General features: G+C 61.0%; 25 protein-coding genes and 1 pseudogene. 16 read left to right on the top strand and 10 right to left on the bottom strand.

All coding sequences use genetic code 11. The annotated features are described in order from the left end of the window. Window positions 1–156: 156 nt before the first annotated feature. Window positions 157–631, top strand: a pseudogene (locus AC5ZG5_RS24180) (transposase); the annotation flags it as partial. Window positions 632–711: 80 nt separating this feature from the next. Here the strand turns inward: AC5ZG5_RS24180 and AC5ZG5_RS24175 are convergent. Together AC5ZG5_RS24175 and AC5ZG5_RS24170 are read right to left on the bottom strand one after the other, a co-directional pair. After that, window positions 712–918 (bottom strand): hypothetical protein, encoded by a 207-nt coding sequence (locus AC5ZG5_RS24175; protein WP_456642201.1) that lies wholly within the window; start codon window positions 916–918, stop codon window positions 712–714. A 53-nt stretch (window positions 919–971) separates the two neighbouring features. After that, window positions 972–1,220 carry a hypothetical protein gene (locus AC5ZG5_RS24170; protein WP_456642202.1) on the bottom strand — a complete coding sequence of 83 codons (249 nt, stop codon included), beginning with the start codon at window positions 1,218–1,220 and terminating at the stop codon, window positions 972–974. 83 nt (window positions 1,221–1,303) lie between these two features. On the opposite strand from AC5ZG5_RS24170, the gene AC5ZG5_RS24165 reads away from it, so the two are divergent. Beyond that, the gene (locus tag AC5ZG5_RS24165; RefSeq protein ID WP_456642129.1) at window positions 1,304–1,450 is read left to right on the top strand and encodes a hypothetical protein; all 147 of its coding nucleotides are present in this window, start codon (window positions 1,304–1,306) and stop codon (window positions 1,448–1,450) included. A gap of 509 nt (window positions 1,451–1,959) precedes the next feature. Continuing rightward, window positions 1,960–2,481, top strand: a complete 522-nt coding sequence (locus AC5ZG5_RS24160) for an IS91 family transposase (protein WP_456642197.1) — start codon at window positions 1,960–1,962, stop codon at window positions 2,479–2,481. Between the two features lie 362 nt (window positions 2,482–2,843). On the opposite strand, the gene AC5ZG5_RS24155 is transcribed toward AC5ZG5_RS24160, so the two are convergent. Then, the gene (locus AC5ZG5_RS24155) at window positions 2,844–4,712 is read right to left on the bottom strand and encodes a dihydroxy-acid dehydratase domain-containing protein (protein WP_456642130.1); all 1,869 of its coding nucleotides are present in this window, start codon (window positions 4,710–4,712) and stop codon (window positions 2,844–2,846) included. A gap of 747 nt (window positions 4,713–5,459) precedes the next feature. Here AC5ZG5_RS24155 and AC5ZG5_RS24150 point away from each other — a divergent pair. The 3 genes from AC5ZG5_RS24150 to AC5ZG5_RS24140 all read left to right on the top strand — a co-directional run bounded on the left by AC5ZG5_RS24150 (window position 5,460) and on the right by AC5ZG5_RS24140 (window position 7,384). After that, window positions 5,460–6,002: a YciE/YciF ferroxidase family protein gene (locus AC5ZG5_RS24150; protein ID WP_028162304.1), complete on the top strand. Its 543-nt coding sequence runs from the start codon at window positions 5,460–5,462 to the stop codon at window positions 6,000–6,002. An 84-nt stretch (window positions 6,003–6,086) separates the two neighbouring features. Then, window positions 6,087–6,713, top strand: a complete 627-nt coding sequence (locus tag AC5ZG5_RS24145; RefSeq protein WP_456642131.1) for a cysteine hydrolase family protein — start codon at window positions 6,087–6,089, stop codon at window positions 6,711–6,713. 155 nt (window positions 6,714–6,868) lie between these two features. Beyond that, window positions 6,869–7,384: an inorganic diphosphatase gene (locus AC5ZG5_RS24140; protein ID WP_028162302.1), complete on the top strand. Its 516-nt coding sequence runs from the start codon at window positions 6,869–6,871 to the stop codon at window positions 7,382–7,384. A 454-nt stretch (window positions 7,385–7,838) separates the two neighbouring features. Here AC5ZG5_RS24140 and AC5ZG5_RS24135 read toward each other — a convergent pair whose 3' ends face one another. Further along, a complete protein-coding gene (locus AC5ZG5_RS24135; RefSeq protein WP_080663590.1) occupies window positions 7,839–8,099 on the bottom strand; it encodes a hypothetical protein in 261 nt (86 codons plus the stop codon). Window positions 8,100–8,571: 472 nt separating this feature from the next. Here AC5ZG5_RS24135 and AC5ZG5_RS24130 point away from each other — a divergent pair, with 472 nt between their 5' ends. From AC5ZG5_RS24130 to AC5ZG5_RS24110, 5 genes are all read left to right on the top strand, one after another. Next, entirely contained in the window at window positions 8,572–8,796 is a 225-nt protein-coding gene (locus tag AC5ZG5_RS24130) for a hypothetical protein (RefSeq protein WP_456642132.1), read from the top strand. A gap of 28 nt (window positions 8,797–8,824) precedes the next feature. Then, window positions 8,825–9,094 carry a hypothetical protein gene (locus tag AC5ZG5_RS24125; protein WP_456642133.1) on the top strand — a complete coding sequence of 90 codons (270 nt, stop codon included), beginning with the start codon at window positions 8,825–8,827 and terminating at the stop codon, window positions 9,092–9,094. Window positions 9,095–9,105: 11 nt separating this feature from the next. Next, window positions 9,106–9,996, top strand: a complete 891-nt coding sequence (locus tag AC5ZG5_RS24120) for a hypothetical protein (protein ID WP_456642134.1) — start codon at window positions 9,106–9,108, stop codon at window positions 9,994–9,996. A gap of 146 nt (window positions 9,997–10,142) precedes the next feature. Next, window positions 10,143–10,697, top strand: coding sequence for a DUF4142 domain-containing protein (locus AC5ZG5_RS24115; protein ID WP_456642135.1), 555 nt, complete (start codon window positions 10,143–10,145; stop codon window positions 10,695–10,697). 133 nt (window positions 10,698–10,830) lie between these two features. Continuing rightward, entirely contained in the window at window positions 10,831–11,619 is a 789-nt protein-coding gene (locus AC5ZG5_RS24110) for an SCO family protein (RefSeq protein WP_456642136.1), read from the top strand. On the opposite strand, the gene AC5ZG5_RS24105 is transcribed toward AC5ZG5_RS24110, so the two are convergent. Genes AC5ZG5_RS24105 through AC5ZG5_RS24080 form a run of 6 tightly spaced genes read right to left on the bottom strand, consistent with a single transcriptional unit; the run spans window position 11,555 to window position 18,607 of the window. Further along, window positions 11,555–12,658: a hypothetical protein gene (locus AC5ZG5_RS24105; RefSeq protein WP_456642137.1), complete on the bottom strand. Its 1,104-nt coding sequence runs from the start codon at window positions 12,656–12,658 to the stop codon at window positions 11,555–11,557. The genes AC5ZG5_RS24110 and AC5ZG5_RS24105 overlap by 65 nt on opposite strands. After that, on the bottom strand, window positions 12,655–13,182 hold the full coding sequence (locus tag AC5ZG5_RS24100) for a c-type cytochrome (RefSeq protein WP_456642138.1): 528 nt from the start codon (window positions 13,180–13,182) through the stop codon (window positions 12,655–12,657). The genes AC5ZG5_RS24105 and AC5ZG5_RS24100 overlap by 4 nt, the downstream gene beginning before the upstream one ends. Then, entirely contained in the window at window positions 13,179–13,709 is a 531-nt protein-coding gene (locus tag AC5ZG5_RS24095; RefSeq protein WP_456642139.1) for a DUF3341 domain-containing protein, read from the bottom strand. The genes AC5ZG5_RS24100 and AC5ZG5_RS24095 overlap by 4 nt, the downstream gene beginning before the upstream one ends. Further along, window positions 13,702–15,060: an NrfD/PsrC family molybdoenzyme membrane anchor subunit gene (gene nrfD, locus AC5ZG5_RS24090; protein WP_456642140.1), complete on the bottom strand. Its 1,359-nt coding sequence runs from the start codon at window positions 15,058–15,060 to the stop codon at window positions 13,702–13,704. Before nrfD ends, AC5ZG5_RS24095 begins: the two co-directional genes overlap by 8 nt. Further along, the gene (locus AC5ZG5_RS24085) at window positions 15,057–17,954 is read right to left on the bottom strand and encodes a TAT-variant-translocated molybdopterin oxidoreductase (RefSeq protein ID WP_456642141.1); all 2,898 of its coding nucleotides are present in this window, start codon (window positions 17,952–17,954) and stop codon (window positions 15,057–15,059) included. The genes nrfD and AC5ZG5_RS24085 overlap by 4 nt, the downstream gene beginning before the upstream one ends. Further along, on the bottom strand, window positions 17,951–18,607 hold the full coding sequence (locus AC5ZG5_RS24080) for a cytochrome c3 family protein (protein WP_456642142.1): 657 nt from the start codon (window positions 18,605–18,607) through the stop codon (window positions 17,951–17,953). The genes AC5ZG5_RS24085 and AC5ZG5_RS24080 overlap by 4 nt, the downstream gene beginning before the upstream one ends. A gap of 524 nt (window positions 18,608–19,131) precedes the next feature. Between AC5ZG5_RS24080 and coxB the strand changes: the two genes are divergently transcribed. The 5 genes from coxB (at window position 19,132) to AC5ZG5_RS24055 (ending at window position 24,045) form a co-directional block, all read left to right on the top strand. Then, window positions 19,132–20,070: a cytochrome c oxidase subunit II gene (coxB, locus tag AC5ZG5_RS24075; protein WP_456642143.1), complete on the top strand. Its 939-nt coding sequence runs from the start codon at window positions 19,132–19,134 to the stop codon at window positions 20,068–20,070. Next, the gene (gene ctaD / locus AC5ZG5_RS24070) at window positions 20,067–21,674 is read left to right on the top strand and encodes a cytochrome c oxidase subunit I (protein ID WP_456642144.1); all 1,608 of its coding nucleotides are present in this window, start codon (window positions 20,067–20,069) and stop codon (window positions 21,672–21,674) included. Before coxB ends, ctaD begins: the two co-directional genes overlap by 4 nt. Further along, window positions 21,667–22,311, top strand: coding sequence for a cytochrome c oxidase subunit 3 (locus AC5ZG5_RS24065; protein ID WP_456642145.1), 645 nt, complete (start codon window positions 21,667–21,669; stop codon window positions 22,309–22,311). Before ctaD ends, AC5ZG5_RS24065 begins: the two co-directional genes overlap by 8 nt. Continuing rightward, window positions 22,311–22,583 (top strand): cytochrome C oxidase subunit IV family protein, encoded by a 273-nt coding sequence (locus AC5ZG5_RS24060; RefSeq protein ID WP_456642198.1) that lies wholly within the window; start codon window positions 22,311–22,313, stop codon window positions 22,581–22,583. Before AC5ZG5_RS24065 ends, AC5ZG5_RS24060 begins: the two co-directional genes overlap by 1 nt. 154 nt (window positions 22,584–22,737) lie before the next feature. Next, entirely contained in the window at window positions 22,738–24,045 is a 1,308-nt protein-coding gene (locus AC5ZG5_RS24055) for a hypothetical protein (RefSeq protein WP_456642146.1), read from the top strand. The last annotated feature ends 36 nt before the right edge of the window (window positions 24,046–24,081 follow it).

Genomic DNA, 24,081 nt, shown 5'->3' with positions numbered 1-24,081 from the left:
TAAATAAGCGTGAACTGTCGCTGACCTTTCCCGCGGCCCCCAACCGAAAGGCCCGCGGGCGTTGTCGTTTTGGGTGGCCTCCCTCGGGAGGGGCGGAAATAGCGGCGCCGTTCACATAAGGCGAATACATCAAAAACCAGCGTGTTGCTGTAAAGGCAGCCCGGCCTGCCGACGCGGCTTGTCGCCGGCCTGTTCATTCTGAAGCACATGCACAATCTCTCGGATGAGGTGCTGTGCGCCCGCGGGATCGAGGCCCCCCTATTACCAATACTTCTGCGGTGAGTTGAGCTTTTGCCACCGGCTGCCGTTCGATCGATCATCGATGCTGGCGCCAGCGGCTCGGCGAGGAGCAACTCGTAGCGCCGATCCAGGAAAGTCTGTTGGTGGCGCACAAAACTGGCGATCGGTCCCAAGGACCTGGAATGGGTGGTGGTCGATACCACAGTGCAGCCCAAGGCCGTTGCGCATCCGACCGATGCGCGGCTGATGCATCGGGGCCATCACCAAGCTCGTCGAACTCGCTAAGCGCAACCGCGCGCCGCTGCGCCAGAGTTACTTGCGCCTGCCGAAGCGCGCCACCATCATGGTCGGCCGCTATACCCACGCCCGCCAGTTCAAACGCGCCCGGCGCCAACATCCGATCCCTCGCCGAAACTGTCCCGGCTCAAAAGATCGCTTAAATCAGCGCGCGCCCGCGTTCTTCACAGAGTACTACTTATTCCTCTTTGATTTTTCCGCGAGCGTATCCAATGTTTTCGCATACGGCTCGAATAATTTTCCGAACACTTTGCCCCAACTATCAATTGGGTGGAGAATTGATAGATTTAATCTCTCTGCTCCATTGACATTTTCTAGTTCTTCATCAGAAAGTTTCATCTCTTTACAATTTTTGCCAAATTCATCTTTTCCGTTATTCATTTTTTCCCGCTTCCCAGACGCGATAGCCGCTTCGCCAGCCGAGGTGATCTCAGTTACGCGTTTTTGTCCGTCACCGACATCATTCGCGATGATTCGGCCATCAATTCGCGACCATCTTGAGTAAGACTCTCGCTTCTAACGGCCATCCCAACCCCTTTCACGACGATTCCACCGATCATCGCGAAGATTCCACCGATCTTATAGGCAGTGCTCTTGGCCAACGTGCTTGCTACGCCGGCGCCCGCAACGTTTTCCAGTTCATCATCGGTCAAAGAAACCGAATTATCTCTATCTCTGGTCATGGTCGATAGTCCTATCTCGCAGGCTGGCTGAGGTGCAGCTAAACTCGCTTCTCTTAAGAGACACTTAGCAGGCCGTTGAAAAAATGACACTCGCCGCCGGCGGCGGCGACAATCGAACGGGCAAGCTGTTCAGCTACGTTGATCTGGAGGCGGTCCACATTCGAGCCTTGATGGCAGCACTCCCGATCAAGCCTACTTTGACCTCGCTGCCGCTCCGCGCGGCAGCCTAACCCCGGCAGAGGCTCCACTTATCGATACGGAGATTCTGTTCAGACAACCGGGACCAGCTCTCCTCGCTTATATGAAGCTGATCGAAGACGAGTTCGGAGACCTACCGTTGGCAGCATTGGCGGATCGTCGGGTCCGCAGTGAATTCAAAACCCGGCGCGATTCCTTCGCCGCAACGCCACGCAAGGCGGACTACGCCTAGACGACGTTGGCGCGGCTCATGTCGTTCGCAAAGGAACCCATGCGAACGAGCCGGCCGGCTTACGTGGCAGGCGCAAAGACAAGATTTGGACCGAGCAAGACATAGCCGCCATACTCGCGGTCGCATCCGACGAGATCAAAGTGGCGTTGATCCTTGCTTTGTGGAGCGGCCAGCGACAGGGCGACCTTCACGCTTGTCTTGGTCGGTGTACGAGAGCCCCTATACCCGCATTGCCACCAAGACGATCAGCGAGGGCATGAGCCTGCTGGAGTATGTCGCACCCAAGCTCAGGGAGGTCCGGCCGCTCGGCTGAGCCTAAGGCGTGTCGCGCACTGCGCGGATTGCGCCTATACGACCATCGCCTACAACTCCTGCCGCAACCGGCATTGCCCGAAACGCCAGGGCGCCGCCGCCAAGGACTGGCTCGCTGACCGCGAGGCCGACTTCTTGCCGGTGCCGTACTATCATGTGGTGTTCACGCTGCCGGCCATCGCCGACATCGTCTACCAGAACAAGACTGTCGTACGATCTGCTGTTCAAGGTCTCGGCCGAGACCATGCCGACGATCGCCGCCGATCCCAAGCATCCGGGTGCCCGCATCGGCATCACCTCCGTGCTGCAAACCTGGAGCTCGGCGCTCACCCACATCACCCCCATGTGCACTTGATCGTGCCAGGTGGCGGCATCTCGCCCGATGGCCTGCGCTGGGTGTCGTGTCGGCCGAGGTTCTTCCTCCCCGTAGGCGTGCTCTCCCGCCTGCTCCGTCGACTGTTCCTGGAGAAGCTCGTCGCCACGCACCACGCCGCTCGCCCTGAGCTTCTTCGGCGATGACGCCCATCTCGCCGATGCGCAATCTTTCGCGGCTTATCTCGCGCCGCTGCGCAAGACCGAGTGGGTCGTCTACGCACAGTAATGGCGAGAACATAACGCAACGATAGCGATCGAACTCGGACGAAATGCAGCAAAATCAACAAAGCTGACCAATAGGCCGCTTATAACGGTCTGGTTGCAGGTTCGAGTCCCGCCGGGCCCACCAGTGAAATCAATGATGGTGTACTCGAGGACGTCCGTCGAGCAGTTGATGGCGAATTTGGAACGCCGGCGCCAGCAAACGCGCTTCGGGCGAGCGCATCATACTGGCGACCGCGCGCATCCGCACGGGCACGACGCCCTGGGGCGCCGTGTCGCCGTTCCTAGAACGCCTTTTTCGTCTCCGGCCGGTGCTTGTTCGTCGGCACAAAACCCGACGGCTTTGCTTCGCGCGGTTGGCGCACCCAGACCTCGCGATTCGGATGCAGGCCGCCGCCGCGGGTGGCAGGAACGGCGGTGAGCCGTGCGCGGTGCAGCAGGCGGGTGTCCGCGTCGCCGCAATTCGGGTGGATGCCGTCGTTATCAGCCACCACCTTGTCCCATGCGGCTTTGCGCTGCCTGAGAACGGCAGGATCCGACAGCTCCGTGCAGTTGAGCTCGTTCTTGTTCAAATCCGCGACGATCTCGTCGCCGTCCTGAACGAGGGCGATCGGTCCGCCAAGGGCCGCTTCGGGGCCGACATGGCCGATGACAAGGCCGACCGATCCGCCGGAGAACCGCGCATCGGTCATCAGCGCCACCACGATTCCCCGCTCGCGACACAGCGTGGTGATGCGCGAGGTCGGGTCAAGCATCTCCGGCATGCCCGGAGCGCCGCTCGGCCCCTCGTAGCGCACGATGATCATGTCGTTGTTCTGGAATCGCTCGGGCGTCTTGTCGAGCGCGTCAAGCAGGTCCTGCTCGCCTTCGAACACACGTGCCTTGCCGCGGAACAGATTGTTTTCCAGTCCGCCTTCGACGCCGGCAAGCTTCAGGATCGCCGAGAATTCCGGCGACAAATTGCCACCGAGAACCCGCAGGCCTCCAGTCGGCTTATAAGGCTTGGCGACGGGATAGATCACGCTGCCATCGACGGCCTTGGTGCCGAGGCGCTTGACCTGCTGCGCCAGCGTTTCGCCCGTGCAGGTCATCACGTCGCCGTTGAGAAGCCCGGCCTCCAGCAATTCGCGCACGATCACCTGCACGCCGCCAACCTGGTCGATGTCGACCATCGAATACTTGCCGTACGGGCGGGCATCGGTGAGGACCGGAACGACATACTGCGACAGATGATTGAACTCGGCCGGCGTCATCACCTCATTCCAGAAGTCCGCAAAGCCTGCGGCGCGCGCGATCTCCGGCGCATGCAGGGTGACGTTGGTCGAACCGCCGACCGCCATTGCGACGATGACGGCGTTTCGGATGGAATCGCGAACCACGATGTCGCGTGGCTTCAGGTCCTTCGCGATCATTTGCGCGAGGTACTCGACCAGCTGGTCCGGGAATTCCTTGAGACGGCGGGGATCGTCGGACGGTGGCGCCACCATGTGCAGCGGCTGCATGCCGACGACACCGATGAATGTCTGCATGGTGTTGTAGGTGAACATGCCGCCGCAGCTACCGTATCCGGGGCAGGCATGACAGGCGATGTGATCGCGGTACTCGGCGTCGGGGTTGCCGGCGACCTGATAGGCGCTGACGATGTCGAGTTTCTCGCCGGTGTTCGGGTCGGTACCGGGATGGATCGGCCCATCCGACATGATGATCGCGGGCTGATTGTGCTCGAGGAGAGCGGCCAGCGTGCCGACCGGCGGCTTGTCACAGGCTACGACGGCTATGGTGCCGGCGAGACCGGTCGCGCTCAGATGCTCACAGAGCGCATCGTGAGTGACTTCACGCCCGATCAGCGAATAGCGCATTTCGCGGGTGCCATTGCGGATGCCGTCCGACGTCGCGATCGTGTATTCCGGCTGGACCAGGCGCAGCTTCAACTGGCCCGCGCCCTTGCCAATGCGGCTCTTGAGACTGTCGTGGATGGCATCGACCTTCGCCGTCACGCCCATGTAGCACTGGCTGTCGCCTTTGGTGCCGACCACGCCAACCGACGGCTCGTGGATCAAATCCGGATCGGTGCCAAGCTCTCGCGCAATCCCGATGGTTTGGGTGGAGCGGCCTGGATGCCGGTCGATGATGACGGCTTTCGATTCTGTCACGGCGAGATTCCTTCCAAGCAAACGGCTCGTTTTGATCGACAAATAGCGGGGTGCACCGGTGCGCGGGGATACGACCAAATTCCCTATAGCGGCGGCGGGCCGAATACGAGATTGATCGCGGTCGGCCCGTTCCAGGGCATACCCCCCGAAGATCGCCGACACAAGGATTGTTAAACCGTCTTGCGTTGAGCAACGACCGGCTGTGGCGGGAGGAATCGAGCCTCCGAACGGCGGAATTAAGATCAACTTGAATGACGCATCACGAACAAAAATAAACCTTGGGTATACCTAACTGCGGCCGCTGCATCGTTAGCCACCTAGATGCGGCAGATTAGACCATCGGGAGACACGGCCACCGAGCAGGCCAAGCTGGCGGGCCAGGATCGTGGTTCGGATCGTGTGATGCTGCTGTGGTGGGCCGCCTGGAATCACGCCGCTGGAAATGGCGCTGCAGATTGGCGCGACTTGGCTCGACGGCATGCCGAGCTGGCTCTTCAACTATCTCGATATCGAGCTGAATCTGCATCGCGTTCTGAACGAACCAGGATCTTTCGATCTGGATCTGTGTCGGCGGCGTTGGCGCCGGCGGGTCGTCGCGAGGGCTTGCGCGGCTCAACCGGGCTGCGCTGGTTGTCTTGGCTCGCGATGAACAGCCCATGTACTAGGAACCTTTAAGCACACGGCAGGTTGATCGGCCGAGTAGGACGAGTGACGTGTCAAATTCTAGATACTTACACCGGAGGAGTTATGGCCAAGCGAGCGACATCCCGGCGGACGCGACAACCGAAGAAGCTGAGCGACCTTTTCCACGAGACCCTCAAGGACATCTATTTTACCGAAAACAAGATCATCAAGACCTTGCCGAAAATGGCGAAAGCAGCGCACTCAAGGCAGCTTGCGAACGCCTTCAACAAACATCTGCGCGAGACCCAGGGACAGGTAAAGCGGCTGGATCAGATCTTCCGGATGCTTGGCAAGCCGGCCCGCGGCAAAACATGCGAGGCCATCAATGGCATCACCGATGAAGGCGCTGAGATCATGCGCGACTTCAAGGGAATGCCAGCACTCGATGCCGGGCTTTTGGCCGCAGCGCAGGCGGTAGAGCACTACGAAATTTCCCGCTACGGGACCCTGCGGACTTGGGCGGAAGAACTTGGCATGGCGGATGCGGCGAAGCTGCTGCAGGCCACCCTTGCCGAGGAGGAGGCGACCGATCAAGCGCTGACAGAACTGGCCACTTCGGTGATCAATCTCGAAGCCGAGGAAGAGGAGGTTTCGGAAGCGGCCTAAAGCGCGATGGGGCATTGGCACGCGATCACGGGCGATTGGAACTAACTAGCCAGCCCGCCGATTGGACCGTTTTCAGGATTTGCCATGTCAAAGAGCGACACACTTCGGTATGGCGCGCCGGGCGATAGCGCGGTTCACCTCTGCGTTGACATGCAGAGAATGTTTGCGGAGGGCACCGAGTGGAAGATGCCCTGGCTTGAACGCGTCTTGCCAAACATCGTCGCGATCACGTCCGCTCACCCCGAGAGAACCATCTTCACCCGCTTCATTCCCGCCCGGAAGCCCGGGCACGGCGTCGGCATGTGGCGGCAATACTATGAGCGCTGGGCGTCGATGACCATCGATCAGATCGGCCCCGACATGGTTGGCCTCGTCCCAGACCTTGCGACATTTGTTCCTCCCGCCAAAGTCTTCGATAAGCATGTCTATTCGCCATGGACCGGCAGCGACCTGCACGAGCAGTTGCGCGGCGCCGACATAGATACGGTCATCATAACCGGCGGCGAGACTGACGTCTGCGTTCTGAGCACCATGCTCGGCGCAGTCGACTGGGGCTTCCGCGTCATTCTCGTCCAGGACGCGCTTTGCAGTTCGGCTGACGAGACCCACGACGCGATGATGAATATCTACATGAACCGATTCGGAGAGCAGGTCGAAACGATCACGATGGAGACGCTTCTTGAGAGCTGGCATGGCGCGCAGCCGTGCTAGGGCCGAGAAACCAACGGAGGGCGGTCGATAGCTAAGGAATGGTTTGATGGCGTCCTCAAAGAGCAGACAGATAAGTTTGTCGGCGCGACAAGCTTTGTGAGCCCCCCGGCCAGGGGCCTGACGCACCAGACCGCGCGAGATAACAGGAAGATAAGATGACGAACCTTTTTAAGCTTCCGACCTGGGCCGGCGATGACCAAATCTTTGCAGTGATCGAGACTCCTCGCGGAAGCACCTGCAAGCTTGACTTCGATCCGAAGCTGCGCGTCTTTACGCTCGCCAAGCCTCTGATGGCCGGTCTCAGCTATCCGTACGATTGGGGCTTTGTCCCATCGACCAAGGCGCAGGACGGTGATCCGCTCGACGTCCTAGTGATTCACGATGCGCAATCCTATCCCGGCGTGGTCTTGCGGTGCAGACCGATAGGGATTCTCGAAGTCGAACAGAAAGGCAAGAGCAAGACGGAGAGAAACGATCGCCTGTTCGCGGTGCCCGACCGCACTCCGCTCGAGACCGATCTGAAGGACATCCGCGATCTTCCCTCTCGAGCGCACCAGGAGCTCCAGCAGTTCTTTCTCGCAACGAATGCGCTTGAGGAAAAGGAGCTTGAGTTCCTAGGCTGGCGCGGCCCCAACCAGGCCGTCAAGACCATCAAGCGGCTGTCCACATAAGGGCAAAGCGAGCGTCGAGGCGCGCCCTGTCCTGTCGCGACCGAGGGTCAACGCCGGAATTTAGGCGCACGGGAGTTCAGCGGGAGGAACATCGGCCCATAAAGGGGGCGGCGTGCGCGCCGATTGACCGGGCCGAGACTGAGCAGAGACTATGCGAGTCCCCGACTACGGTCGCAACCTATGTTAACCGGGCTCTGGGCGCGCCGCACCCCGCTCGATCGTGGCGTCGACACCAGAGCCCGCTTCCTCTCGGCAAGAGTTGCTTGATCAGCGAGAGGTGGCGAAGCCAAGGGCAGCACCATCATTGAACTGGTGGCAATTACCTGCGCTGCAGCGCAAAAAGTCGGCCTCGCCCTTTGGGCGGGGCACGCTAACCCGCTCCCCCCTGTCGAGAACAGGTGCGCTTGAGGCTTCTGAGCGACACCTCCTCAGCCCGATGAGCAAGATGCATGGCTTATTTGCCATCAGGGTGGGTCAAAGTCATCTCATCAGCGGTCTCGTTCCTTCTTGCGATCAGCTCATGTATCGCGCGGCGTCCCACCTCCGTAAGGCCGGCAAGAGTTTGGTTGCCGTTCTTGGCGCATTCAATGATCTTCTCTGCGACGAACTTCCTTGTTTCATGCTCTGGTAGCCCGATAGGCAGGAATCTGCATGCCCTCTCCAGCGCAAGGTCCATTGCGGCGATCGTCTTCTGACTAAATTCCTCGCTGAGCATCATTTCTTCCCATTACCTTCGGCATTAGCGACCGCCTCGCAATAGCCTGTGCCAGCGCGACCTGGCGGTACAATCACACATGTTAAGTGAGGTCAGCCTTTGCAGCGGCACTAGCCCTGATCGGCTGCGGGCCCGAACAGATCGGCTGTCAGCGGCATAGCGGACAGCGATGGATGGCCGCCATTGTCGGAGAATCAATCCAATTTTATCGCAGCCTTGCGCAGGGTCTTTACATAGTTGAATTTTCCCTGGCAGCCCGATGCTAAGCTCTCAATATGAGCAATAAACGAAAGCGCAATCGGTCCAAGCCGATCGGCTCATTGCATGAGCGACTGATCAGCTCAGCGCAACGGGCTCGGACGCGCGCCAGAAATCTGTCTCCGGGCGCCGAGCGGGAGAAGCTTCTCCGCCAAGCGCGGCAAATCGAACAAGCTGCTGAGCTGGACGTAGCTCTAAGTTTGGGCGCACCAAAATGAAAGACATGCAGGCGCACCTGGAGAGGCTTCGGAATGAAGCCGAGGAGTGCGAGTTAATCAGCAAGCTGGCGACCAATGCGACGAAGAAAGCATTATTTGCCAAGCTCGCTGAACACCACCGAGCGCTGGTCAAGGAAGTGGAAGAAGCCGTAGCATCCTGTTCCCCAAGTCCAAATGACGATCGGGTTGCATCCGAACGAGAAGGATCCCCAGACGCCTGAAAATCAGCGGGGCTGATTGTGATCGACAATGGTCTTTGATGCTCCGCTGGGTGCAGGCTGCATCAGTAGCGGTGTGCAGCCTTTCGGCTTTTCCGGCCCGCAACGTTCCAGCGCGATCACCGCGAACGAAAAACCATCACAGAACGTTTTGCGCCGCATCATCAGGTCTGAAAGGAACTTTCCGAACCCGCCTGCGCTTATCAAGCGATCGAGGAGGATTGAAATGAACCAGCTGATCTATCTGGTTGGCCTGATCGTCGTCATCCTGGCCATCCTTTCGTTTTTCGGTCTGCGCTGAAGGATTCGACCATGACGATCGAGGCTGCCACGCTCGTCGAAGACGGAGTGCCGACGTTTCCTGATGACTCCAGATATCTGCGCTGGACGCCCATTATCGCAGGCGCGCTAGTCGCCGCGGCGTTTGCCTTCACCCTGGTGACCTTTGGCGTCACCATCGGTCTCGGGATCAGCTCGACTTCACCAACTTGGCGAGATGCATCTGCCGCCCTGTCGCTGCTATCAGGCCTTTTTCTGATTCTGCAGGCGATCGTCAGCTTCGGCCTCGGCGGCTACATTGCTGGTCGGACGCGCGGCGACGTTGGCGCTGTCCGCGATGACATTGGCGGTGCCCCCAATTCGGAGGAAACGCGCGATGGTCTTCATGGCCTGACGGCTTGGGCACTCGCGGTTCTAATCGGGGCCGGATTGACGGCGATCGTGAGCGCAGCAGCAGCCAATCGCCCATCTCCATCGTTTGCAATGGAAAACAGGACCTCAGCCGAACCACTTCTGAGCTACGAACTCGATCGGCTTCTCCGCCAACCGCGTCGGCCTCCGAACGTCGATATGAGCGTCGAACGCGCCGAAGCCGGCCGGATACTCATGACTTCGTCGAGCCACAGCGGGATAAATGCTGATGACCGGACTTATCTGATTCAGCAGGTCCAGACACTTACGGGTCTTTCCGCCGGCGACGCCGAGCGGCGAGCCGATCAGGCGATTGCGAGTTCGAAGACGGCGATTGCTCACGCGCGTCGCAGCACAATCATCTTGGCCTTTTCACTGGCGGTCGCCGCCCTGCTCGGAGCCGTCAGCGCCTGGGCGGCAGCTGTTGCTGGCGGTCGACACCGTGACGGCGCGCCGCTTCCGGAATGGATGGCCTTTGCCGACAGGTTCGAGCCAAGAATCACCGCGCGATAGGCGCGGCTGCTCCTCGACCAGCCCAGCCCGTACCATCAAAACGCCCCTGCCGCAGCCAGCCCTGAGGAACAACAGCCTCTTCCGCGGGTTGATGGGCACCTTCAGTCTGCGACCATGGCGCCACTGAAATCCGGAAGGACAAAATCATGACGCGTGCAATCATCGTGCTGGGCTGCGTTCTGCTGGCAGGCTCAGCTCTTGCTCAATCCGCCGGCGAGAAGACCGGCGTCAATTCAATGCTGGGTGTTGCGCCGACCACGGCCGACTTCGTCAAGGAGGTCGCGATCAGCGACATGTTCGAAATCGAATCGAGCAAGCTCGCGGAACAAAAGGGCAATGCGCGGGAGCAATCCTTTGCCCAACGGATGGTAACCGACCACTCAAAGACCTCAGCCGAGCTGAAGCAACTGGTCACCAGCGGCAAGGTCAAGGCGGAGGTGCCCGCGGCGCTGGACAGTTCGCACCAGAGCAAGCTCGACAAGCTGAGGGATGCATCCGGCAAGGATTTCAGCTCGGATTACGATTCCTACCAGGTCAGCGCTCACAAGGACGCGGTGTCGCTTTTCGAGCGCTACGCCAAGGGCGGCGACAATGCCGACCTGAAAGACTGGGCCGGCAAAACGTTGCCCACGCTGCAGCACCACCTCGAGATGGCCCAAGAGCTCGACAAGGCACCGAGCGTCGGTCAGTCCAGCAAGTAGACGCACAAACTCAATGATGCCGGTAGATCCGCCGGCATCTTTTTATTTGAGATGACCGCCTCGGGTTGAATGCCGCAAATGGAACCGCGTTCAAGACCCAGCGTTAGGCACTGGCTGAAAGGTCGACGTGCTCATGATGCGAGCTGCCGCAATCGCAACTGTTGCGATATTGCTCGCCGGAGTCCCGGCGCAGGCGCGCGTTAACGTGAGTGAAATGGCGGGGGTGGAAGCCGTGCCACCGCCGAATGGGTCTCTTCCGCTATCGCTGCTCCTGCAAGGCGAAAAAGACATCGAGCCGTTGCGGGAGTGGCTGGGCGCGACGGCATCCGTCTGGGTGCTTGCCGACTACACCTGCAAGAGCCTCTGCGGATCGACGATCTCCATCGTGGCGCAGGCGCTGAAAGATAGCGGTCTAAAACCCGGCGCGGACTTTCGATTCCTGGTGGTCGGCCTGGATCCGAAGGATTCGGTGGCCGATGCGCTAACAATGAAGCACGATCAAATCGGTAGCGACGGGGAGTTGGTCCGCAACAGTCACTTCTTGCGCACGAACGCCGCTGCTGTACGCGAGTTGACCAACGCCTTCGGGTTGCATTTCCGCTACGACAGTGAACACGATCAGTTTGCGCATCCCCTCGCCGCTTTCGTGGTCACCCCGGATGGCCGCGTCGTCCGCGGCCTTTCGGCACTTGCGCTGGATGCCGCGAGCCTGCGCCTTGCTCTGGTCGATGCCGGTCGGGGACAGGTTGGGTCGGTTGCCGATCACATTGGCCTGATCTGTTACGGCTTCGATCCTGTGAGTGGCACCTATACGCTCGCTGTCGGGCGGCTGCTCGCCGGCACGGCCCTCATGACGATCATCGGGCTGGCCGCCCTGATCCTGGTTCTCCTTCGGCGCGAACATGTTGCACCGTCGCGTTGATCCAACGCGCGCGCTCACACAGCATGGCATCAAACATCCAAAGCAGAAGCGCCCCGACAAAGACCAGCGCGGCCGCCAGCATCACCGCCGCGGTTAGCGGCGCGACGTGGTCGATCGCGGGCAGGATCAGAATGGCGGCCTCCAGCACGCGCATCAGCAGCGTCAGCGCGCACAATCCCAAAAGCCAGCGCCGATCGGCGCGTACACCCCCACTCAGAAGGGCGAAAAACGGAAGCACAAACTGACCGGCGACCAAGATAGCCAGTGCAAACTGCCAGCCGTTCTCCGAACGCTTCAGATACCAGATCACCTCATCCGGAATGTCGCCGGCCCAGATCACGATGTACTGCATGGCATGCAGATACCCCCACAGGAGGATCGTCGAGAGCAGCAGCGCGCTGTAGCCCGCGCACCCGCCGATCTGCCGTCCTGTCAGGATGCTCCAGCCGATCGCGAAGGCAAGGCCGTTCAGCAATGCAAGAGTGAGGTAGAGAAGCCCGTAGATCGACGAATGGAAGTGCGGTTCAAGCGATTCCATCCAATCGATGCCGGCGAGCGATACGGTCAGCGCGTACACGATCAAGCCCGCGGACGCCGCGCGGGTCATGCGCTCGCTATGAGACCAGGCGTTGCGCAGCCACACGGCTAAGGCTGACCAGATCACGAAGTAGATGGCGCTGCGCAAAGTAAAGAACAGCGGCGCAAGATAGGCGGCCTTGAACGGCGGCAGAGTGCTGGTATCGGCGGCCGCGGGATAGATCTCCTTCATCCCGATCAGCACTGGAACAAGGCAGATTCCGACGACCGGAAGCGTCGCAGTCGCCGCTACCAGCACCGGATGCAGCGCCTCGGTCCAGGCGCGGCGCACCAGATAGCTTGTCATCAGGACGCCGAGGGCGCCGATCGCGATCGCGCCGAGCGCGATCCATGCCACGAGATAGGCGGCGAGCGCGGCGCGGCGATCGAGCACAAGGCCGGCGATCAGGATGATGGCGCTGAGGACGATCGCAGCCGCCCACGCGATGCGCCCGCCTCTCATTGTGCCGCCTGCAGGCCGCCGCGCCTGTCCGGCGGCACCTCGTCGACCGAGGCGTGCCGAGCCAGCTGCAGGACTCGGATATAGGCGACGATCGCCCACCGATCGCGCGGCGGAACCCGCGCGGCGTAGGAATACATCGCGCCGTGGCCATTCGTGATCACGTCGAACAGATACTGATCGTCGGCGGCGCGCAGGCGCTCGTCGTGATAGCTGGTCGGATGCGGCATGCCGCGCCGGACAATGATGCCATCGCCATCACCGGCAGCGCCGTGGCAGGGAGAGCAGAAGATTCCGAACCGTTGCTGGCCACGCTTGAGCACCCCATCCGTAAGCGCCGGCTTGTCCCTGACCTCCTTGTCTCGCTCAAGATCGTCGCGCGCTACGACGTTAGCGGGCGGATTTCGCAGCGTGCCCGCACGAAACAGCGGCGCCGGCGCATATTCCCGATAACTCGGCTGCACTTCCATATTCTGGTCGCAGCCGGCGAGGCATAGCCCCAGCATAGCAAGAACGATGCTCCTCATGACGGGACCAGTTCCACCGATAATGCCCCCGTCGTCCGCAGGAAGGATCTTGTGCCGCTCTCGTCAAATTTCGGATCGTCGCCGCCGACGCAGAGAAAGAAGCGATCCTTGCTGGCGAGATGGATGCGACTTGCAGCGAACACCGGATGGCTGAGCCGCGGCAATCGGTTCTGCACAAGCATGCCGATGATGGTCGCGAGCGCGGAAAACAGGATCGTGAGCTCGAAGGTCACCACCGCAAACGCCGATAGCGCGTAGACCGGACGGCCGCCGACATTGAGGGGAAAATCATAGTTGACGTAACACTGCATGAGCAGCGCTACCGCCGCGCCGGAAAATGCGCCAATCAACCCGACAAGGCCGATGTTTGGCGCAGGAAGGCGCAAGGTCTGTGCAAGCCCTTCGACAGGAAACGGGGTGAATGCGTCGAGGCTTCGGTAGCCCCGCTCCCGCGCCTCTTTCGCTGCCGCGACCAGCGCTTCCGGGTTTTCGAACTCCGCGAGCAGTCCGTAGGCGCGATCAGCCATGGGCTTGCTCCTCTTTCTCTTCGTGCAGGAGTTCCTTGGTTTCGAAGATCGAGATCGCCGGTATCAACCGGATGGCGATGAGGAACGGCACCAGAAACAACCCGATGGTGCCGACATAGGTCGACCAATCCCAAAATGTCGGCGTGAAGTGGCTCCAGGATGAGACGAGAAAATCACGATAGAGACTGGTCACGAGAATCATGTAGCGCTCCAACCACATTCCCACCGCGACTGAAACAGAGATCAGGAGCAGCGACCAGCCGCGCCGGCGCACGCCTCTCCACCACAACAATTGCAGAGGAATAAAGTTGAAGACGATCGCGCCCCAATAGGTCCAGGCATAGGCGCCGCCTATCCGATCCAGCAACGTCTGCATGTCGTGGGCGTTGCCGGAATACAGCACATCGAACACCTCGAACACGTAACCGTAGCCGGTCATGAGACCGGTTGCGAGCAGGACCTTCCCGAGCACGTCGAGATGGTCCTCGGTCACGAGGTTACCCAAACCGAACCAGGTGCGCAGTGACACCGCAATGATCGAGACGACGGCAAAGCCCGAGAATGCCGCGCCGAGCACGAAGTACGGTGGAAACAGCGTCGAATGCCAGCCGGGAATCTGACCCGAGGCAAACAGCAGCGAAACCTCGCTATGCACGGAGACGACGAGCGGAACGGCGAGCGCCGCGGTGATGCGATAGGCCTGCTGCCAGCGCACCCAGTGTGATGCCGAGCCGCGCCAGCCGAGCGAGGTGATGCCGAAGAAGATCTGCCAGCCGCGTCTTGTGGCGCGGTCGCGCGCGGCGGCGAGGTCGGGAATGAGGCCGGCGTACCAGAACGCAAGCGACACCGTGAGATAGGTCAGCACCGCCCAGATGTCCCATTCCAGCGGACTGCGGAATTGCGGCCAGATGTGCATGGTCGCCGGATAGGGGAACATCCAATAGACGTACCAGGGGCGCCCGAGATGCAGGACGGGATAGATGCCGGCGCAGACCACCGCGAACAGCGTCATGGTTTCAGCGAATCGATTGAGCGAGTTACGCCACTCGCTGCCGGTGAGCAGCAGCAGGGCCGAGATCAGCGTACCGGCGTGACCGATGCCGAGCCACCAGACGTAATTGTGGATCGCAAACGCCCAGTTGACGGGGATGTTGATGCCCCAGATGCCGACGCCAACCGTGAACAGCTCTGTTGCCGAGACCACCAGCAGAAGCAGCAGCAAGCTCGCGAAAATCATCGCAATCAGCCAGCGCCGCTCGACCGGAAAATGCAGGGGAATCCCGGCGAGCTGCTCGGTGATGCCGCCCATGCTCTGGCGGATGGGCAAGATATCGGCCGATTTATCGCTCATCCCTGGTCGTCTCCGCCGTCGCGGAAGCGCGCCAGATAGCTGGTGCGCGGCCGCGTACCCAATTCCTCAAGCAGCGTGTAGTTGCGCCCCTCGCGCCGCGCCCGCGACACCTCGGATTCTGGATCGTTGATGTCGCCAAAGACAATCGCCCTGGTGGGGCACGCTTGCTGGCAGGCGGTGACGACGTCACCATCCCGCAACGGGCGGTTCTCCTTGTCGGCCGCAGCATGGGCTGCCTCGATCCGCTGCGTGCAATAGGTGCACTTCTCCATCACCCCACGGGACCGGACCGTGACCTCCGGATTGTGGGCCGCGTGAGCAGGCGAATCCGGCGGCGCGCGATAATCATAGAAGTTAAATCGGCGGACCTTGTAGGGGCAAAAGCTCGAACAAGTGCGCGTGCCGATGCAGCGATTGTAGATCATCTGATTGACGCCTTCGGGACTGTGCGTCGTGGCGTGCACGGGACATCCCATTTCGCAGGGGGCCTGCTCGCAATGCATGCATGGCACCGGCTGAAAAAAACTTCTCGGTCGCTCGATCTCGCCTTCGTAGTAGCGTGCCACCCTGATCCAATGCATTTCACGCCCGGCCTCGACTTGCTCCTTGCCGACCACCGGAACGTTGTTCTCCGCCGTACAGGCCGCGACGCAGGCATTGCAGCCGATGCAGACATCGAGGTCGATCACCATGCCCCAGGCATTTCTCGCAGACGGCCAGGACGGATAAAGACTTGGCTCGGCTTCCGCGCGTTCCAGCTCGGGATGGCTCGCGCTGACCTCGCGCACAAAATCAAAGCCCTCCATGCGATGATGCATCTGAGTCACTGCCAGCGTCTCGGCGCTCCCAACTTTGCGTAGGCTGGCTTTCGCCAACCAAAGCTGGTCGGGCGGCCTCGCGCGATAGGCGTCATACCCAACTCCGTTGCCGACGCGCCCTGCTCCCGTCCGGCCATGGCCGAGGTAGAGAGCGATCGTATTCTCCGCCTGGCCTGGCATGATCCAGACCGGGCCTGTGACATGGCGATTTCCGATCGTCACCTCGACCCGGTCGCCGTTCGAGGCGACGAGCCGTTTGGCGAGCGCTGCGCTGATCGCAACGACATTGCCCCACGTCAGCGTGGTCAGCGGCTTTGGCAGTTCCTGCAACCAGCCGATATTGGCGAACGTGCCGTCCCACACGGTCGGATCTGGCCGGAACACCACGTCCAGCCCTTTCGCGGTGGCTGTTGTGGGCAGATCGGCGGCGGCGATCGGCTTCGCCTCCACCGGGTTAGCCGCCCCTTCGACGAAGCCGTCGCGCAACGCGCGTCGCCAGCGCACATCGAAATTATCCGACAAGATCGACCGCCACGTCTCGCGCACCGCACTATCTGCGGCAGGATTGATCTCTCCGAGCATCATGCCAAAAATCTGGTGCGCGCTGCGAACGTCGTAGAATGGCGTGACCGTCGGCTGGATGATGGTTGCCGTGCCGTCGACCGCGCGGCCATCGCTCCAGCTCTCCAGCGCATGCGTCAGCGGCAATTGCCATTCGCAGAGTGCGCCGCTCTCGTCGCGTTGCAGACCGAGATGCAGCGATGTCCGCACCTGCCGCAACCCATCCGCAAAGCCGAGCGCGGCGGGAGCGCTGTAGACTGGATTGGCATCGACAATGACAAGCGAATCCACGCGACCGGCACTGATATCGGCGACCAATTCCTTGAGCGTGCCCGCATTCGCCGGCCCCGAAACAGGGGCGGTCAACAGCAGCGCCCGGCCCGCGCTCTTCAGATGGTCGTTGATGCGCGCCGTCCAGCCAGCCGTCACCGCTTCGCCGAAAGGACTGGAAACCACGAGCGCGCGGTCCTTTGCGCCCAGACAGGCAGCGGCCGCGCGTTTGATCCAACTCTGCTCCTCCGACGTCAGGTCGGGCAGGGCTGCAGTGGCGATGCCGAGCTCCCTGGCGAGCGCCTGGGCAAGTAGCGGCATGCGCGACGAATCGGCAATCAGCCGCGCCCCGGCCATCGCTCCCGTTGCCGAAGGCACGCTTTCCGCCATGTGCAGCTTTAGCCCCGGCCGATCGGCGAAGCGTCGCCGCGCCGTCGACCAGCCATGGGCATTGCGCACCTGGTTTGGTCCCGGTCCGAGAAAGTCATCGTCGAAGCTGATGACGATGTCGCACGCGTCGAGCCGGTAATGCAGATCGAGTGGTTGTCCATAGGCGGCCATGGTGAGATCGCGCCGCGATGCAATTCCCGTCGCATCATGGAGATGCACGCGCGCCTTCGGAAACTGCCCTATCAGCGCGTCGATCTGGCGGAGCAAGGTCGGCGACGTGATCGGCGACGTCAGCAGTCGCAACCCGTCGCCCTGCGCTGCCGCCCATCTGCTTCTGAGCGCGACGACCGCAGCCTCGACCTCCTTCCAGGACGCGGGCTCTCCCCGACGCGAAGGCCCTTGAGCGCGGTCCGGATCGTAAAGACCGAGCACGGCCGCCTGCATGAAGACATCACTGCGGCCTTGCGTCATCGGATGGTCTGCATTGCCGTCAAGCTTGGTTGGACGGCCCGCGAAGGTCGTCGCAACGACCGGCTGCGCGAAGCCATCAAGCATGACCGCCGTTGCATAGTAGCGTGGCAGGCCGATTGTCTCATTGTCCGGCTGATTGACGTAAGGCAGCGCCGCCACGAACGGGCTCTTCTCGCAGCCAGCGAGCCCCGCCAGCGCAAAGGACGCCCCCATCAATTTGAGGAACTCGCGCCGCGCCGTCGGGGAGAAATCCGCTGCCGCCGGATATTCAGCGTCAAGGAACGCCTGAAAGGCGGGGTCGTCGGCCAGCTCTTCGATTCCGGACCAAAGGCGCCCGCCGCTCGCGCCCGCGCCAGGTGGCTGTTGTGGTCGGTTGCGGGTCATCGGTGGCACACATAGCAATGGGTGAGCTCGCCGAGGCGAACGCCTTCGTGCGCGGCGATCGCCGCGCCGGCTGCGCGCGCGTCCGCGGACGGTTTCCAGGTCATATCCGCGATGCGATCCTGCGGGCGCAGCTGCGGCACCGGATCACGGTGGCAATCGAGACAAAAATCCATGGTGAAGGAGTTCTCGCGATAGGTGAGCGCCATCTTGTCGATGCGGCCATGGCAGCTCACGCAGCCCACACCTTTGGCGATGTGGACGTCATGACGGAAGAAGACGTAGTCCGGCAGCTTGGCAACACGCGTCCATTGGATCGGCGTGTTGCTCGCAAGACTCTGCCGCACGGGCGCAAGCATGGTCGAGTTGGTCCATATCTCCGAATGACAGGTCATGCAGGTTTCAGTGGGCGGCAATCCAGCTTGCGGACCGGTCTCAACCCCGCTGTGGCAGTAGCGGCAATCGATACCGAGCTCGCCCGCATGATGGCGATGGCTGAACGGTACCGGCTGGGCGGGGCGGACTTCAGTCGAGGTAATGTAAGCGGAACGCGCAAAGCCGATGATGCCCACCGTCCCGCCGGCAAGAACCGCTACAGATCCGAGCAAAAACAGCCGTAGCCAAGTATCGGCAACGGGAGAAAAGATCTGGGTCATCCGGCCCTGACCCGCTTACGAACGCTCCACGCGCGATCAATCCATGTGCGTCGGAATCGTTCCTAAATTGGAACTGCGGTCGCTCGCCGGAATTGTCATGCCACGCTCGAGGGCCGGAAAATGGATGCGCAAGCCAGCTTCGATTACGAGCGATCCGACATGAGCAGCAGAGCGATCGCATGCATTGCGGCTGGCCTCGCGGCCTTTGTTGTTGCGGTACCGCTGATGATGCCTCTCGCTTTTCCGGCGTCGATGCGACACGTCACCTCGAACGCCCGCCCCGCGCTCAGCTCGGACGCGCCCCCGCTCGAAATCGCACCCGGCGAGGAACTTCAGATCGTCCGGCGCGCCAATGATCAAATCGCCGAGACGTATGGCTGGGTCGATCGCAATCGGGGGATCGTTCGGCTTCCCGTTTCCCGCGCCATGGAAGTTCTCTCGAAACGTGGGCTTCCCGGTTGGCCAAAGCCATGATTATTCGCTTGCAGTCGAGCCCACGAAAGCCCCGGTAACGAGCGCCGGCGATGTGGCATCAGTGGATTCCATTCTGGCGGTCTGGCGTATCGCCTCACGGCGACGACGTCGATCTTCTGTTTGCGGGTCTCATTTTCGTCAGCCTGCTGGTGCTCGGGCTATTGTTCTTTCTTCTGTTATTGTTTTGCGTGCGCTATCGCGCCGGCAATCCGGCCGAGCGCGGCGATCGCATCGGAAAGACCTGGCGTCTGGAGATCGCCTGGACCGCTGCAACGCTGATCGGTTTTCTCGCTCTCTTCATCTGGGGCGCCACGCTCTTTCTCGACAGCTACAACGCTCATCGGGACGACGTGTCGATCTTCGTCGTAGCGAAGCAATGGATGTGGAAAGTCCAACACGCCGGCGGCCAGTCCGAGATCAATGCACTGCACATCCCGGTGGGGCGCCCGGTCCGTCTGGTCATGGCGTCGCAGGACGTCATTCACAGTTTCTTCATTCCGGCGCTGCGGCTGAAGCACGATGTCGTTCCGGGCCGTTACCAGGATCTCGAGATCAAGGCCACAACGCCCGGTCACTATCATCTATTCTGCGCCGAATATTGCGGGACCGCTCATTCCGGCATGACCGGCGAGATCGTCGCGATGCAAGCCGCCGACTTCGCCAACTGGCTCACGCAGCAAGGCCCGTCCAGCCCGCTCGCCCAGGAAGGCGCCAGCCTCTTCGGGCAGCTCGGTTGCAGCGGTTGTCACGGCGCCGGCAGCAAGATCCGCGCGCCACCGCTCGAGGGCGTCTATGGCAGCCCAGTGCCGCTGGCTGACGGCAGCATCGTGATTGCCGACGAAAAATACATTCGGGACTCGATCCTGTTGCCGGACAGCCAGATCGTCGCGGGTTACCAGGCCGATATGCCTTCCTTCGCCGGCAAGGTGAACGAGGATCAGCTCCTGCGCCTGGCCAGCTACATCAAATCGATCGGAAGCCAGCCATGAGCACCAAGGACTATCTCACCGCCGACTACACGCTGCGCTCATGGTTCCTGACCACTGACCACAAGCGCATCGCGATCCTGTATTTCGCCAGCATTACGTTCTTCTTCTTCGTCGGCGGCGCAGCGGCGACCGCGATGCGGATCGAGCTCGCGACACCGCAGGCGGATCTCGTCGCCGACGACATCTACAATCGCCTGTTCACCATGCATGGCATCATCATGGTGTGGTTCTTCCTCATCCCATCCATTCCCAACACCCTTGGCAACTTTATCGCGCCGCTGATGATCGGCGCGCGCGATCTCGCTTTTCCTCGGCTCAACCTGATGAGCTGGTATCTCTTCATGCTCGGCGGCACCGTGACGCTGTTTGCGATTGTTGCCGGCGGCGTCGACACTGGCTGGACCTTCTACGCGCCATTTTCAACACTTTACTCCAACAGCTACGTCATTGCGGCGGTGACCGGCATCTTCATCTCCGGCTTCTCCTCGATCCTGACCGGGCTGAACTTCATCGTCACCATCCACCAGTTGCGCGCGCCGGGAATGACCTGGAACCGGCTGCCGCTGTTTCTGTGGTCGCTCTATGCGACCTCTCTGATCTTGGTACTGGCCACGCCGGTGCTGGCGATGGCGCTGCTGTTGATCGCAGTCGAGCGCGTTTTCGGTGTCGGCATCTTCGATCCACGGATCGGTGGCGATCCCCTGCTCTTTCAGCACCTGTTCTGGTTCTATTCACACCCCGCAGTGTACATCATGATCCTGCCCGGCATGGGGGTGGTCAACGAACTGATTTCCTGCTTCGCGCGCAAACAAGTCTTCGGTTACCATTTCGTGGCTTGGGCAAGCCTTGCCATCGCGGCGATCGGCTTCTTGGTGTGGGGACACCACATGTTCGTCAGCGGCCAATCCGTGCTGGCGAGTCTCGTCTTCTCCTTCATGAGCTTCATGGTCGCGGTGCCCTCGGCCATCAAGGTCTTCAATTGGACCGCGACGCTGCACAAGGGTTCGATCCGCTTTGATGCGCCGATGCTCTATGCGCTAGCTTTCATCGGACTGTTCACCATCGGCGGCCTCACGGGATTGTTCCTCGCCTGCCTGGCCTTTGACGTGCATGCGACCGATACCTACTTCGTCGTCGCGCATTTCCACTACATCATGGTCGGCGGCATGGTAACCGCCTATTTCGGCGGCCTGCACTATTGGTGGCCGAAGATCAGTGGCCGGCTCTACTCGGAATATTGGGCGCGGACCGCGGCGGTGCTGATTTTCGTTGGTTTCAACCTGACCTTCTTCCCGCAATTCATCCTCGGCGCGGAGGGGATGCCGCGGCGCTACCATGTCTATCCGCCCGAATTCCAATTATGGAATGTGCTGTCTTCCGGAGGCGCCGTGATTCTCGCGGTCGCCTACCTCCTCCCATTACTCTATCTCGCCTATTCCGCCTTCTTCGGGCGACGCTCGCCGGCCAATCCGTGGAACGCGCCGGGACTGGAATGGCAGACACCCTCGCCGCCACCGGAATTTAACTTTGAGGTGCAGCCGGTCGTCACGCGTGCGCCGTACCAGTATTCCTCCGACTTCAAGGCAGAACCACAAAATGCCTGAGACCCGCTCGTTTGCGCCGCAGTTCATTTCCGTTGAGCATCGTGATCACACCGCTGAACTCGGCATGTGGGTCTTCATTGCGACCGAGGTGCTTCTGTTCGGCGGCCTGGTGCTTTCCTATTTCGTCTACCGGCACGCCTATCCCGCAAGCTTCCTGGCGGCAGGCCGACACACCGATCTTCTGATCGGCACGGCCAATACGGCGATCCTGCTCACGTCGAGCTTTCTGGTCGCTTGGGCGGTGGAGTCTTATAGCGCGGAGGCTCGAAGAGCTTGCCCCGCTCTGCTTGCCGGCGCAATCATTCTCGGTCTCGTGTTCATCGTGCTCAAGGGCGTCGAATATAGAAGCGAATATGACGAACATCTCGTTCCCGGCATCGACTTTACATTCGACGGTCCGCTCGCCAACGGCGTCCAGCTGTTCTTCGCGTTCTATTTCATCGCAACCGCGATCCATGCGCTGCACATGATCGTTGGCATCGCCATCCTCGCGACGCTTGTCGTGCTGATCCGCAGATCAGCGGACCTGCGCCATCGAGCGGCCTTGCATAGCGCGGCACTCTATTGGCACTTCGTCGATGTAGTCTGGATCTTCTTGTTTGCTCTCATCTATCTTCCCGGGAGATCGGTCTCGTGATGCCTTCGCGCCCTTCAATTCCGCTGCTCGCCGCCTGGCTTGTGCTGCTTGCTTTGCTCGCACTCACGGTCAGCCTGTCTTACATCCCGCTTGGGAACGGCAACGCGATGGTCGCGCTCAGCATCGCCGCTCTGAAGGCTTCGGTCGTTGCTGCCGTATTCATGGAACTCTGGCACCGCGGGCCACGGGCCCTGATCTTTGCGGCTGCCGGACTGTTCTGGCTGGCAATCCTGCTGTGGCTCGGACTAATGGACTTCCTGACCCGGACCTAAGGCTCGCTGCAGCCCGGTTTCATGGCGGCAATGCGGAAGTCGCCTGCCCCAGCCGTAATGCATTCCATAGCTCGTGAGCCGACCGGACCGGCCAAGGACCCAATTCCTCGTAGATACGTTAATCATAATGCGCGGACAAAAATGAAGGCCGGGCATGGAAACCCTCGAGGCATATCTCCACAGAAAGCACGAAGAGCTCAACTTGCTGAACCGCTTCCTCAGCACTCCTCTGTCGTTGCGCCATCCCGCCTCGGTCGCTGAGGTCATTGAACGGAAATTTCAACTGGCCGCGGCCCTGAAGGCTGAGCATGCGCTGCACGATTGGGCGCTCACGGAGACTGCATGGGCGTATCCGGATCGACTGCGCGCGGGACCATTCGAATTCAGCTATGGCTACCAGCGCGCCGACCTGGACGTACGGGGCCCGTCGTTTTATCAATTCGACGACGCGGCAGCCAATGAGACGATCTATACCTCCTCGGGGATGGCCGCGATATCGGCGCTGCTGCTGGCATCGGCACAAATGATGCCAGAGGCGGACATCTTGGTACTACCTGGCTCTTATAGTGAAACGCTGGAGCTGATCGAAAGTCATGCCCGCCATTTGCGGCCGATGCTGCTGAAAAGCTCACCCGGCGAGGTCGCGTCTCGGGCGCGACGATTGCGGGTGCTTCTCTTGGACTCATGTGCACCCGCGGCCGCATTCGAGACGACGCTTCGCGGCGCAAACCCGCGCCTTGATCTCATCGTTTTCGACACAACCTGCTTCTCCAGCGGCTCGGGGCGCATCCGCCGCGTCCTGAATTGGGCGCATCGTTGGGAAATTCCGATCGTGCTTGTACGCAGCCACACCAAGCTCGACTCCCTTGGGTTGGAATACGGCCGGCTCGGCTCCGCTGTCTTTGTCGCTTGCGAAGCGCACCGTGTGCATCAGGCACAACTGGAGGCGCTTGCGAGGGAGATGCGAAAGGCCGTTCGACTGTTCGGCAGCGCAGCGTTGCCGGCGCATTTCCCGCCCTATGTCGGAACGAGAGCCTATCGGGATCTCACCAATAAGCGCGTCTCAGCAATCTTGCGGAACGGCAGAAGGACTGCGCGCTATTTTGCATCCACGCTCGCCGGCTCGTCGGGAGAGCTTCATTTTGGCCACGGGCTGTATGTGACGCTCACGCCAAAGCGGATGCTTGATGAGAGGCAAACGAGGCAAATGGCAGCGGACTTGTGCGGCGACCTGAGGAAGGCCGGGTTGCCGTTACGTCACGCAGGAAGCTTTGGTTTCGATTTCGGTGCAGCGGAGTGGTTCCAAGACAAGACACGCAATCGCTACCTCGTCAGAATCGCGATCCCCGACTTGCCTACATCAATTTGGGATCGCGTCGCGCAAGCCGTGGCCCAATGGTGGTCAGCGCATGAGGAGCAACCGTTTCGCTCTGCAGGATTGCCCATAGGGGCATTCCGATAGCGCCTTTCACTTGAAAAGGCGGCAATGCCGGTGCCC

This window comes from Bradyrhizobium sp. Ses1 (genome assembly GCF_059512365.1).
This window is presented reverse-complemented; position numbering and strand designations above follow the sequence as displayed.